The organism is Curtobacterium sp. MCLR17_054 (assembly GCF_003234335.2).
Lineage (GTDB): Bacteria > Actinomycetota > Actinomycetes > Actinomycetales > Microbacteriaceae > Curtobacterium > Curtobacterium flaccumfaciens.
In genome coordinates, this window is the sequence record NZ_CP126263.1 from 2,370,187 (window position 1) to 2,383,079 (window position 12,893).

At 71.5% G+C, this 12,893-nt stretch carries 10 protein-coding genes; 3 read left to right on the top strand and 7 right to left on the bottom strand.

The features are described from left to right. Window positions 1-4: 4 nt before the first annotated feature. From rimM to aroA, 7 genes are all read right to left on the bottom strand, one after another. Window positions 5-550 carry a ribosome maturation factor RimM gene (gene rimM, locus DEJ08_RS11265; RefSeq protein ID WP_171907871.1) on the bottom strand — a complete coding sequence of 182 codons (546 nt, stop codon included), beginning with the start codon at window positions 548-550 and terminating at the stop codon, window positions 5-7. A 19-nt stretch (window positions 551-569) separates the two neighbouring features. Further along, the gene (locus DEJ08_RS11270) at window positions 570-806 is read right to left on the bottom strand and encodes an RNA-binding protein (RefSeq protein WP_017888258.1); all 237 of its coding nucleotides are present in this window, start codon (window positions 804-806) and stop codon (window positions 570-572) included. Between the two features lie 3 nt (window positions 807-809). Continuing rightward, on the bottom strand, window positions 810-1,223 hold the full coding sequence (gene rpsP, locus DEJ08_RS11275) for a 30S ribosomal protein S16 (protein ID WP_027465884.1): 414 nt from the start codon (window positions 1,221-1,223) through the stop codon (window positions 810-812). 164 nt (window positions 1,224-1,387) lie between these two features. Further along, complete coding sequence (locus DEJ08_RS11280; protein ID WP_111054698.1) at window positions 1,388-3,523, bottom strand: oxidoreductase; 2,136 nt, start codon at window positions 3,521-3,523, stop codon at window positions 1,388-1,390. A gap of 4 nt (window positions 3,524-3,527) precedes the next feature. Beyond that, the gene (locus DEJ08_RS11285; protein WP_111029153.1) at window positions 3,528-4,391 is read right to left on the bottom strand and encodes an SDR family oxidoreductase; all 864 of its coding nucleotides are present in this window, start codon (window positions 4,389-4,391) and stop codon (window positions 3,528-3,530) included. 83 nt (window positions 4,392-4,474) lie between these two features. Beyond that, entirely contained in the window at window positions 4,475-5,653 is a 1,179-nt protein-coding gene (locus tag DEJ08_RS11290) for an acyl-CoA dehydrogenase family protein (RefSeq protein WP_111054697.1), read from the bottom strand. Further along, window positions 5,650-8,931: a 3-phosphoshikimate 1-carboxyvinyltransferase gene (aroA, locus tag DEJ08_RS11295; RefSeq protein WP_111054696.1), complete on the bottom strand. Its 3,282-nt coding sequence runs from the start codon at window positions 8,929-8,931 to the stop codon at window positions 5,650-5,652. The genes DEJ08_RS11290 and aroA overlap by 4 nt, the downstream gene beginning before the upstream one ends. Before the next feature lie 119 nt (window positions 8,932-9,050). On the opposite strand from aroA, the gene DEJ08_RS11300 reads away from it, so the two are divergent. The 3 genes from DEJ08_RS11300 (at window position 9,051) to DEJ08_RS11310 (ending at window position 12,842) form a co-directional block, all read left to right on the top strand. Beyond that, window positions 9,051-10,190 (top strand): glutamate--cysteine ligase, encoded by a 1,140-nt coding sequence (locus DEJ08_RS11300; protein ID WP_175330811.1) that lies wholly within the window; start codon window positions 9,051-9,053, stop codon window positions 10,188-10,190. Between the two features lie 214 nt (window positions 10,191-10,404). Further along, window positions 10,405-11,508 (top strand): tetratricopeptide repeat protein, encoded by a 1,104-nt coding sequence (locus DEJ08_RS11305; protein ID WP_146248502.1) that lies wholly within the window; start codon window positions 10,405-10,407, stop codon window positions 11,506-11,508. An 86-nt stretch (window positions 11,509-11,594) separates the two neighbouring features. Beyond that, the gene (locus DEJ08_RS11310) at window positions 11,595-12,842 is read left to right on the top strand and encodes an ATP-binding protein (protein ID WP_111054695.1); all 1,248 of its coding nucleotides are present in this window, start codon (window positions 11,595-11,597) and stop codon (window positions 12,840-12,842) included. Window positions 12,843-12,893: the final 51 nt, after the last annotated feature.

The window sequence follows — 12,893 nt, forward strand, 5'->3', positions numbered from 1 at the left end:
GGGACTAGTCCGTGACCGTCTCGGGGCGCGAGGTGTCCTCGGGGTCCTCGAACAGGCCCTGCGGGGGCGTGACCGTGACGGTGCCGGCCGCGATGTCGACCGCGGGCACGATGGCCGAGACGAACGGCACGAGGACCTCGCCGCGGGACGGCGTGTCGATCGCGAGCAGGTCCTGTGCGGGCATGTGGTCCACGCGGGCGACGGTGCCGACCTCGACGCCGTCACGCAGGACCTTGAGCCCGACGAGCTGGTGGTCGTACCAGGCGTCGTCCTCACCGGTCTCTGCGTCGGCGTCCTGCTCGACCCAGAGGATGATGCGCGCCAGGGACTCGGCCGCGGTGCGGTCGTCGATCCCGGCGAAGAACGCGACGGGGTGACCGTTGTACCAGCGGAGTTCGTCCAGCTCGAGGGTCTTGCCCGACCACGGTGAGTCGTCGGGGACCTGGAGCGTGAAGGTGGCGCCCGGGGTGAACCGACGATCCGGGTCGTCGGTGTAGAGCTCGAGCTTGATGCCGCCCTTGAGCCCGTGCGCCTTCGTGATTCGACCCACCCGGAGCTGGGTCGTCTCCCTAGGAATCGGTGTCCACCACGTCGACCCGCACGCGCTTGCCGTCGGCCAGGGCCGTGACGAGCGTGCGGAGCGCCTTGGCGGTGCGCCCGGCGCGACCGATCACGCGGCCGAGGTCCTCGGGGTGCACGCGCACCTCGAGGACCTCGCCGCGTGGGGAGGTGGAGCTGGCGACGCGCACGTCGTCAGGGTGATCGACGATCCCCTTGACGAGGTGCGTCAGCGCGGATTCGAGCAAGGACTACGCCTCGGTCGTCTCGTCGGCGGTCTCGGCGTCGTCGGCCTTGGCGGCGGGAGCCGTCTTCTCCGACTTCGGCTTGAGCACGGCCTTCTTCGAGGAGTCGACCTGGAAGGCCGGCTTCGGCTCGGCGACCTTGACCTTGGACTCGGTGTCCTTCTCGCCCTTGAACTTGGCCCAGTCGCCGGTCAGCTTGAGGAGGGCCGCGACCTGCTCGGTCGGCTGCGCGCCGACGCCGAGCCAGTAGAGCGCACGCTCGGACTCGATCTTGATGACCGAGGGCTCCTCGGTCGGGTGGTACTGACCGATCTCCTCGAGGACACGACCATCGCGCTTGGTGCGCGAGTCGGCGACGACGATGCGGTAGTAGGGCGCACGGATCTTACCGAGACGCTTCAGACGGATCTTGACAGCCACAATTGCTCCTGTTTGCTTTCGTTGTGGTTGAACTGGAACCGCGGGCGTGGGGGCACACACGGCGAAAGCTCGAGAGAGATCGCTCACAGCTGGATAGAGGGTCGAGCTGCGGCGATTCGACCGTTCATTCTTGCAGATTCCCGGCCGTGATGCGAGCCGACTCGCTACGGCGCGAGGCGCCGCACTGCTTCGAGGGCCTCGGACGTCGCCCGGACCGCGTCCACGCTCCGTGCGTCACGCGCGCCGCCGACGACGGCGTACGGCACGCCTGCGGCCTGGAGGCCCGTCACGAGTCCGTCAGGCGCGTCGCCCTCGGCGTCGGTCGCGCGCTCCTGCCCGGCGCAGACCACGACGGTGTCCGCCGGGACGCCGACCTCGTCCCCGTGCTCGTCGCGGATCCAGAGCACCCCGGGTTCGATGCGCAGGTACTCCTGCACGCCGCCGACCATCCGCACCCCGGCGTCCCGCAGCCGACCGATCGCGACCCAGCGCGAGGTGATGCCGATCCCCTGGCCGAACTTGCCCGAACGCCGGAGCACCGTCACCTGCGACCCCGGTCGGGTGGTGCGCCGTGCCGCGGGGAGGCGCTGCGGCACGTCGCCGACGAGCTCCTCGGACACGTCGAGGTCCCACCGGGCCGCGAACTCGGCGGCCCGGACGACCTCGTCCGGCGACTCGGTCAGGAACGCCGCGGTGTCCACGCCGATGCCGCCGCCGCCGATGATCGCGACGGTGCCCTCGGGTACGCCGTTCCGCAGGGCCTGCTCGTAGGACAGCACGTGCGGCAGGTCGCTGCCGGGGACGTCGATGCTCCGCGGAACCACCCCGGCCGCGAGCACGACGGCGTCGCTGTCGACGAGGTCCCGAGCCGTGGCCGGGCGTCCGAGGTGGATCGTGGCGCCCCGCTCCGCGAGCTCGGCACGGGCGGACCGCACCGTGGCGGCGTAGTCCTCCTTCCCCGGGACGAGTGCGGCGAGGCCGAACTGGCCGCCGAGGCGGTCGGACGCCTCCCAGACGGTGACGTCGTGGCCCCGGCGGGCGGCGTCCACCGCGGCGGCGAGCCCGGCCGGTCCGCCACCGACGACGTCGACGCGCTTCGGGTCGGTGGTCGGGCGGGCGGGGAATGCCACCTCGCGGGCGGCACGGGGGTTCACGAGGCAGGACACCGGTGCGCCGATGATCGAACGGTCGAGGCACGCTTGGTTGCAGCCGATGCAGGTGTTCACCAGGGCGAACCCGCCCGCGAGCGAGCGCGACACGATGGCGGGGTCGGCGAGGAACGGCCGGGCGAGGGCGACGGCGTCGATGGTCCCGTCGGCGAGGACGGCCTCGCCGTCGCGCAGGTCCGTCATCCGGTTCGAGGCGATCACGCGGACGTCCGGGTACGGGGACGCGCGCACCACCGCGGCGATCCGTGTCGCGTACGCCAGCCAGGCCCCGTGCGGAACCGAGGCCTGCACGGTCGGGGTCCGGGACTCGTGCCAGCCGATGCCGACCGAGATGCCGTCGAGCCCGAGCGGCAGCAGGTCGTGCACGAGCGCGTCGACCTCGTCCTCGGTCGACGAGCCGGGCATCAGGTCGGCGCCGGACAGCCGGATGGTCACGGCGAGCTCGGGCACCGCGGCGCGCACGGCCCGGACGACCTCGATCGCGAAGCGCCGACGCCGTTCCGCGTCACCGCCCCACTCGTCGTCGCGCAGGTTCGTCAGCGGTGACTGGAACTGGTTGATCAGGTACCCCTCGGACGCCATGATCTCGACGCCGTCGAACCCGATCGTGCGGGCGGTGCGGGCCGCGGCGGCGAATTCCTCGATGGTCCGCTCGACCTCGGCCGACGTCAGCTCGGTCGGCACCACACCGCGGGCGGCCGCCCACGGCAGGGCCGAGGGCGCCACCACCCGCTGCGGGTCTCCGTGCCGGTCGACCATGCCCGACGCGAGCGCGTACCGCCCGGCGTGGAACAGCTGCGCGAGGATCGTCCCGCCCTCGTCGTGCACGGCGTCGACCGCCACCCGGAACCGCTCGTCGGCTCCCCCGACGCCGAACACCGCGAAGTCCGGACCGCCGCGGGCCTCGTCGTTCACCGCGATCCCGCCGGTGATGATGCACGCCGCCCCGCCGGCCGCCCGTTCGCGGTAGAAGGCGGCCATGCCGGCTCCGCCGTCGTCGTGCACCTCGAGCCCGGTGTGCATCGACCCCATCACCACCCGGTTCGCCAGGTGCAGGGGGCCGAGGGTCCAGGGTGACGCGACGGTCCGGAGGGACTCCGGCACGACGGGGGCGGAAGCGACGCTGCTCATGCGCCTATTCTGCGGTGTCCGCGGCCGGAGCGTCGGCCGGCAGCACCGCGTCGCGGAGGGGCGACGTCGTGTCCGACCAGTACGGCGGTGCGATGACCGTCAGCCCGCCGTCGACCGAGAGCACCTGCCCGGTGATGTACCCGGCCTTGTCCGACAGCAGGAAGTCGACGGCGTCGGCCATGTCATCGGCCGTCCCGGGGCGCTGCAGCGGGAGCTTCTCGAGCACGGTGTCCATCGGCGCCTGGCCGGGGACCTTCGTGTAGAAGTACTCGAGCGAGTCGGTGTCGATGAGGCCGCCGTTCACCGCGTTGACCGTGATCTGACGCGGACCGAACTCCACCGCCATGTACTTCATGTACGCCTCGCTCATGGCCTTGGCGGCACCGAGTGCGGCGTAGGTCGGGAATGCCCGGAGCGATCCGTACGAGGTCACGACGACGATGCGGCCACCCCGGTCCATGAGTTCCGCGGCGCGCTGGGCGCCGAGCACGAACGAGCGGGCGTTCGTGGCGTAGCTGCGGTCGAGGTGGTGCAGCTTGAGGTCGGCGACGGGCTTGAACGCGCTGGCGGCGGCGTTCGCGACGAACATGTCGAGGCGTCCGTAGGTGTCGCGCACCAGGTCGAACAGGGCGTCGATCGACTCCGGCTGCTCGATGTCGACCTGCGCCGTGATGCCGTCGCCGCCGGCCGCCCTGACGTCGGCCAGGGACTCCTCGGCCAGGTCGGCGTTGCCCTTGTACGTCACCACGACGGTGACGCCGCGCTGGCCGAGCTTCTGCGCGAGCAGGCGGCCGATGCCGCGCGAAGCGCCGGTGATCAGTGCGATGGGCGAGCTGAGCGCGATGGGTGCGTTGGTGCTGTCGGTCACTGCGGTCCTTTGCGTGCGTGGGGACGGACGGGAGGCGCGGGGCGGGCCCGCCACGGGCCTCCAGTCCGGTGGTTGGGTGCGGTCTAGAACCCGGCCTGGCCGGTCACGACGGCGCGGCCGACGATCAGCTTCTGGATCTCGTTGGTGCCCTCTTCGAAGCGCTGCGCGCGTGCGTCGCGGTAGACGCGCTCGATGGCGTTGCGCTTCCAGTAGCCCTGCCCGCCGTGCACCTGCAGGGCTTTGTCGGTGACCCGGGCGAGCATGTCGACGGCGACCATCTTCGAGGCGCTGGACAGGGTGCCGGCGTCGGGACGGTCGTCCTCGTAGGCGCGAGCGGCCTCGAGCACCAGGGCGCGTGCTGCGGCGATGTCGGCGTAGTTCTCGGCCAGGTAGAACTGGATCGCCTGTCGGCTGGAGAGCTGCTTGCCGAAGGTCTCGCGCTTGTTCGCGTACTCCACGGCGAGCTCGTTCGCCCGCTCGGCCAGGCCGACGGCGCTCATCGCGACGGACACGCGACTCGGCAGCAGGAAGCCGCCGAGCGCGACCTCGAGCCCCTGCCCCTCGGCGCCGAGCAGTGCGCTCGCCGGCACGGGCACGTCGGTGAAGCGCAGGATGGCGTGGTCGGTACCGCGGATGCCCATCGTGTCGGAGTCGTCGATCACCTCGGCACCCGGCAGCCCGTTGTTCGGCATGAGGAACGCGACCGTGCCGTCCTGGCCGCTCGTCCCCTCGAGGCGGGCGGCGATGAGCCAGTAGTCGGCCTTGACGCCGAAGGTGATGAGGTGCTTCTCGCCGTTCATCACGTAGGTGTCGCCCTCGCGCCGGACGGTCGTGCGGATGTCCGCTCCGGTGCCCGCGGTGGCCTCGGTCAGGGTGAACGCGACGAGCGTGTCACCGGCGACGGACGGCTTGACGACCTGCTCGATCTGCTCCGGCGTCGCGTAGGGGGCCATCGCGCGCCAGGTGCCGTTGATGACGTGCACGAGCATGCGGATGGAGGCGTGCGAGCGGGAGACGACCTCCATGATCTCGAGGTAGCGCGAGAACGGGATCGCCCGTCCGCCGAGCTCCGTCGGGGCGGCGAGGCTGAGCCACCCGTTCTCCTTGAGCTCCTGGAACAGCTCGGGGGCGACCCGGCCCGTGCGCTCGATCTCGTCCGCCCACTCCTCGCCGGGGCCGCGCACCCACTCGGTGACCTCGGCCTTGAGCTGCTGGAAGGCGGCTTCGTCGAAGCCCGTGCTCGTCTGCTCGACGATCGTCATCGTGTCTCGTTCTCCTTCGTCGCGACGAGCGCGGCCGCCTGCTCGCGCAGGATGTTCTTCTGGACCTTGCCGACCGCGTTGCGCGGCAGCTCGGTGGTGTACTCGAGTCGCTCCGGCCAGTAGTACTTGCTCACGCCGGCCGTGTCGAGGTACTGCTGCATCCCGGCGAAGTCGAGCGGCTCCTCCGCGCGGGCGTTCACGACCCAGGCGCAGGCACGCTCGCCGAGCCGCTCGTCCGGCATCGCCACGATCGCGACGTCCGTGACCAGCGGGTGCTGGTACAGCAGGTTCTCGATCTCGACGACGGGGATCTTCTCGCCGCCGCGGTTGATCACGTCCTTCACGCGCCCGGTGATCGACAGGAAGCCCTTGTCGTCGACCTTCGCCAAGTCGCCGGTCCGGTACCAGCCGTCCGCGGTGAACACGTCGTCGGTCAGGTCCGGGCGGTCGAGGTAGCCCGCGAACATCGTCGGCGAGTGCAGCTCGAAGTTGCCCTCGGTCCCGGCGGGCAGCTCGATCCCCGCGTCGTCGACGATGCGGATCGCGATGCCCGGCAGCGCCCGGCCGTCGTGACCGTACGCGTCGGCGGGGTCGTCGCTCGGGCTGGACAGGGCTCCGAGACACGTCTCGCTCGTCCCGAAGGCGCCGAGGATGGCGCTGCCGAGCACCGTGCTCGCTCGCTGGGCCAGTGCGCGGGGCACCGCGGCGCCCGTCGGCACGAAGATCCGGAGCGACTCGGGCTGCGGAGCACCGGCCTCGACCAGGTCGACGAGGTCGGTCAGGAACGGCGTCGCGCACTGCACGAAGGACGCCCGTGCGACGCCGAACGCCTGCTCGAGTGCGACGCGGCCGTCCCACACCGGCTGGATGACCTGCGGGGCACCGAGCCGGAACGCCAGCAGCATGCCGTACAGGAACCCGGTCTGGTGGGCGAGCGGCGACGGGATGTAGATGCGGTCGGCGCTGGTCAGCCCGGACTGCGCCACGTGCATGGCGGTCGCCAGCCCGAGCGTGCGGTGCGGGTGCTGCACGCCCTTCGGCTCCCCCGTGGTGCCGGAGGTGAAGAGCAGCTGGCACACGTCGTCCGGGCCGGGAGCGTGCGACGCGATCTCGTCGACGTCGACGTGCACGGCGGCGAGGGCGTTCTCGAAGTAGCGCCAGTGCCAGTCGCTCGCCACGACCCGTTCCAGGGCGTCGGCGGGCAGCGGCGGCTGGTTCGTCGGGGTGTCCCGCTGCCCGCGGGCCTCGGCGCGGAGCACGATCACGTGCTCGAGCGACAGGCGACGGTCCTGCGCGGCGGCCTCGTCGATGACGTCGAGGAGTTCGAGCGCGGGACGGCGCTTCCGGAACACGTTCGGCAGGAAGACCACGCGCGCCTTCGAACGCGCCAGCGTCATCGTGGTCTCGCGGGGGCCGAACACCGGCATGATCGGGGTCGCGACGGCGCCGATCTGGATCGCACCGAGGGTGATCGACACGAACTCGCGCCAGTTCGGCAGCTGCATCGCGACGGATTCACCCGTGCGCACGCCGAGTTCGAGCAGCAGGGCGGAGACCCGGTCGGCCTCGTCCTGCAGCTCCTTCCACGTGGTGTTCGCGGGGGTCGCACCGCCGACCTCGATCACGGCCAGGCCGTCGGGGTCGGTCTGGGACAGGGCACGGACCCGCTCGCTCAGGACGAGGGGGTCGGCGTCGACGCCGGCGAGCTCGGGCACGGCGACGGCGGGCTGCGGGGCGGTGGCCTGCGGAGCGGCGGGCTGCGCGGCGGTGGGCTGCGCGGTGGGCTGCGCGAGCGGCTGCTCTGTTGGCTCGGGCGCCGCAGACGTCTCGAGGTCCTCGGCTGCCGCGCTGACCGGGGGCGCGCCCAGGTGCGTGCGGACCCCGTCGGCCTCGGCGGCGTCGATCCGGTCGTCCCGGGCCGCCTGGGCCGCGAGCCGGTCGCCGACGGACATGTCGAGCCCGACGGAGTTCATCGCCTCGAGGAACGTCGGGTAGGAGATCCGGTAGGCACGCGGGTACGTCAGGCCAGACACCCCGTCGGCACTCGACGCCGCGACCGCGAGGGACATCAGCACACGGTGGTCGTTGAACGAGGACATCGGCGCACCGTGCAACCCGGCCGCACCGACACCGGTGACCCGCAGCTCGTCCGCACCCTGCTCGGCACGGCCGCCCATCCGGTTGAGCTGGAGCATCGCCGCCACGCGGTCGGACTCCTTCAGCCGGATGTGCGCCACGTTCCACAGTCGGCTCGTGCCCTCGGCGAAGGTGGCCATCGTCGACAGCACGGGCAGCAGGTCCGGGATCGGACGGCAGTCGACGTCGAGCGGCCGGAGCGGGGACCCGTCGTGCTCGATCCGGACGAAGCCGGTCTCCTCGTCGATCCGCATCGGGACGCCCATCGCGGTCGCGAGGTCCAGGAACTCGCTCTCCGGGTGGTCGGTCTCGGCCGTCGTCGTGGCCGTCATGCCCCGCAGCAGCACGTTCGACTCGCGGGTGCCGGCCGCCGCGATGCCGAACGCTGCGGAGCCGATGTCGGGCGGGATGACGTAGTCGTGCGGGGTGGCCTGCTGGCCCGCCGGGATCCGGTACTCGAGCCAGTCGTCGGAGACCTCCACCGTCAGGCCGAACTGCCGCATCATCCGCACGGTGAGCTCGACGTAGGGCTGCTCGTTGAGCCGCCCGCCGGTGATGTGGATCCGGGTCTCGTGCTCGGCGAACGGCGCCACGAGCAGCAGCCCGGACACCCACTGCGACAGGGTGCCTGCGATCGTCACGTCACCGCCACGCGGACGCTTCGGCTGCACGGTGACGGGCGGGCAGTCGTTCGTCGCCTCGAGCTCCACCCCCATCTGCGTCAGCGAGGTGAGCAGCGCCTTGATCGGCCGGCGCTGGAAGTACTTCATGCCCGACAGGGTCATCGGGCGGTCGGCCAGCGAGGCGAGCCCGGTCATGAAGTAGAGCGTGGTGCCCGAGGACCCCATGTTGAGCAGTCCGTCGGCACCGCGCGAGCCGTGGTCCACGACGTCGGTCGCCTGGTACCGGCCGCCCAGCCCGGTCACGTGGTACGCGTTCCCGCGACGCTTGACGTCGACGCCGAGGGCGCGGAGCGTGCCCACGGTCCACTCCACCTGTCGCGTCGCGCTCACCCCGGAGACGACACTCGTCCCCTTCGCGAGCGACGCGAGCACCAGCGCGCGGTGCGCGTGGTACTTCGAGACCGGGATGTCGAGTTCTCCGACGAGCGGGGCGTTCGTCCCGCGCACCACCAACTGCATGCGTACCTCTTCCCTGTAGGAACATTTCAACGGTACGCCCACAGTGGAACTAGTTGCAGGACGATCCGCACGATCGGGACAACGCTTCGTTGTGCGTGTCCGACAAGGACCCGGGCAGGATGGACGGCATGGACATCCGCTTCACCGAGTCCCGCCCGTCGACCATCGGCGTCGAGTGGGAACTCCCCCTGGTCGACCGGTCGACCGGCGACCTCGCTCCCCGCGCCCCCGCCGTCATCGCCGCCGTGCACGAGCGGCTCGGCGACCACGACCGCGTCACCGAGGAGCTGCTGACCAACACGGTCGAGGTCGTCTCGAGCGTCCACGACCGCGTGGGGGCTGCGACGAGCGAGCTGTCCGGCATCATCGGCGAGGTCATCGACGCCGCCGAACCGCTCGACGCCCAGGTGATGTGCTCGGGCACGCACCCGTTCGCGGTGTGGGACCAGCAGGAGATCACCCCGGACAGCGAGCACTACACGACCCTCATCGACCGCACCCGCTGGTGGGGACGCCAGATGCTCATCTGGGGCGTGCACGTGCACGTCGGCATCGACGACCGCGACAAGGCGGTCCCGATCATGAACGCGATGCTCGCCTACGTCCCGCACCTGCAGGCGTTCACCGCGTCGAGCCCGTTCTGGGGCGGCACCGACACCGGGTACGCCTCGAACCGCGCCCTCATGTTCCAGCAGCTCCCGACCGGCGGGCTCCCGCCGCAGCTCGGTGCCTGGGCGAACTTCGAAGAGGTCGTCGGCGACCTCACGCACACCGGCGTCATCGACGGCGTGAAGGACCTGCGCTGGGACATCCGCCCGTCGCCGGGTTGGGGCACCCTGGAGAACCGGGTCTCCGACGGCATCTCGACCCTGCACGAGGTCGGCGCCGTCACCGCACTCGTCCAGTGCCTGGTCACCGCCTGCTCGGACCGGCTCGACGCCGGTGAGACCCTGCCCACCATGCAGCCGTGGTTCATCCGCGAGAACAAGTGGCGCGCGGCCCGCTACGGCATGGAGGCCGAGATCATCACGAACGTCGCCGGCGACGAGCGGCTCGTGACCGACGAGGTGCACGACCTGGTGCAGCGGCTCGACCCGATCGCCGAACGGCTCGGCTGCCAGGACGAACTGCACCACCTCGACACGATGATCGAGCGCGGCGCCTCGTACCAGCGGCAGCTGCAGGTCGCGCAGGAGAACGGCGGCGACCTGCGCGCCGTGGTCCGCCACCTGGTGACCGAGTTCCGCGAAGCGCTCTAGCCGCGACCGGCCCGAATCGGGCGTACCTGGTCGAATCGGGCGTACCTGGTCGTTCCTCCCGACCAGGGACGCCCGATTCCACTTTCCATCGCGCGTGCGATGGGAAGGAACGTCGCGGCGCGACCACGAACGGACGGGAGGCCCGGTGCCAGCTGGCACCGGGCCTCCCGTCCTGGGGGCATCGGCAGTCCACGGCGAACGCTACAGTTCCCCTGTGGCGGGGGAGGCAGCACAGCGCGGACCGGCGACGGTGATCCGTGCCGGCGCGCTCGTCGACGCCGGTCGACCGGAACAGGCACTCGCCGAGGTCAGGGCGGCCGAGCACGACGAAGGCGAATCGATCGCCGGACAGCGCGTACGCGCCCTGGCGCTGCTCGCGCTCGACCAGCCGGACGCGGCGTGCGAAGCTGCTCGACGAGCGGTCGCTCTCGCGCCGGGTGACAGTACCTCCCTCCGCGTGCTGTCGACCGCCCTGCTCCGCTCTGGGGACCGGATCGGAGCCGTCGAGGCCGCCCGTCGTTCGGTCGCCGCGGACCCGGGATCGTGGCAGGCGCACGCTGCGCGAGTCGATGCCCTCTGGCTCGGCGAGCAGAACCGCTTGGAGGCGATGCGGGCGAGCTTCGAGGCCGTCCGCTTGGCTCCCACCGAACCGTTCGTGCACCGCCAGCACGGCGACCTCCTGCTCGCCGTCGGACGGCAACGGGAAGCGCAGGACGCGTACCGCCGGGGGCTCGCGCTCGCTCCGGAGGACCGAGGGGCACGGCACAACCTGGCGGTGGCACGGCTGCGGCACGGCCACGAGAGCGAGTCCGCGCTGGCCTTCGCGGGCATCCTGTCGACGAACCCGACGGACGCCACAGCACTGCGGAACCTCATGATCGGCGTCGTCAACCCACTCGCCCGCATCAGGGTGGCCCTCGGCGGCGCGGCAGTGATCACCGCCCTCGGCTTCCTGGCGACGATCGACAGCGGGGATCCGGGGATGGAGCGCTGGGCGACCACCTTCCCGCCGGTGACCGCCCTCGCCGTGATCGCCTTCATCGCCCTCCGGTTCACCTCCGAGGCACGGCCTCGCCTCGCCTTCCTCGTCTCGGTCGCTCGACGAGCGGTACCGGGTTGGGGACTCGTGACGCTGGTCCTCGGTGGAGCAACCGCGATCTCGGCGACCGGGCTGTTCCTCCCACCGGTCGCCGCGCTCGTCGCGCAGGGTCTCGTGTTCGTCGGGGTCGTCATCGCGTCCGTCCTGATGAAGCGCATCCTGCGCGCCTTCCCGAGGACCCGCCCAGCGGTGCACGAGGACGACGATGACGACGGGTGACGAGCTCGCCCTCGCGACCGAACTGCGCCTGGCCTGACGCCGCGTCGCGCGACACCACCGAACCGACCGCTCCGAGAGGACTCCCGATGAACGACGACCCGGTCCACGACGACCCGGTGATCGGCGCGCTCCGACGCGCGGTCGACAGCGCACCCCACGACGTCGCACTGCGTGTCCACCTCGGTCGTCTGCTCCTCGAAGCCGGACGTCCGGCTGAGGCGACCGCCGAAGCGGCAGCCGCACTCGCCATCGCGCCGACCGACGCCGCGGCGGGCGCGCTCATGCTGGCGGTGCTGCGCCCGGGTGCCGCCACGGCACTCCCCGCGGACGCGCCGACCGACGCTCCCGCCGCTGGTGCGCCGTCCGACTTCGACTGGCACGCCGCGGAACAGCAGGTCGAGCACATCGTCGAACCGTCCTTCGCCGAGGACTCGGCTCCCGACCCGGACCTGCCGTCGGCGTTCTCGGTCGAGCCGTCGGAGGTCCGGTTTGCGGACGTGGGCGGGATGGAGGCCGTCAAGCAGCGGCTCACCGTCGCGTTCCTCGCCCCGCTCGCGAACCCCGAGCTCCGGGCGTTGTACGGCAAGAGCCTCCGCGGCGGTCTGCTGCTGTACGGCCCTCCGGGGTGCGGGAAGACGTTCATCGCCCGGGCTGTCGCCGGCGAGCTCGGCGCACGCTTCATGAGCGTCTCCATCACCGACGTCCTCGACCCCTACCTCGGCGCGAGCGAGCAGAACATCAGGGCGGTCTTCGAGGCCGCACGCGCCGCGGCTCCATGCGTGGTGTTCTTCGACGAGGTCGACGCGCTCGGCCAGCGACGGAGCCAGACCCGCAGCTCGCACGTGCGCGGGATGGTGAACCAGCTGCTCACCGAACTCGACGGCGTCGACGGCGGGAACGAGGGCGTGTTCGTGCTGGCTGCGACGAACCAGCCGTGGGACGTCGACCCCGCGCTCCGTCGTCCGGGTCGGCTGGACCGGACGGTGCTCGTCCTGCCGCCGGACGTCCCGGCACGCGAAGCGATCTTCCGCGGGCACCTCCGCGACCGACCGGTCGAGGGCATCGACGCCGCAGCGCTCGCCAAGCGGACCGAGGGCTTCTCCGGTGCGGACATCGCCTACGTGTGCGAGGTCGCCGCCGAGCACGCACTCATGGACAGCATCACGACGGGCACTGCACGGCTCATCGGGATGCCGGATCTGCTCGCCGCCCTGGGTGAGGTCCGACCCTCCACGAGCGCCTGGCTCGAGACGGCGCGGAGCGTCGTCCTGTTCGGCGAGGACGACGGGACGTACGCCGACCTGCGGGCGTACCTCAAGAAGTCCAAGCGCTGAGTGACGGACGGGAGGCCCGGTGCCAGCTGGCACCGGGCCTCCTGTCCGTCA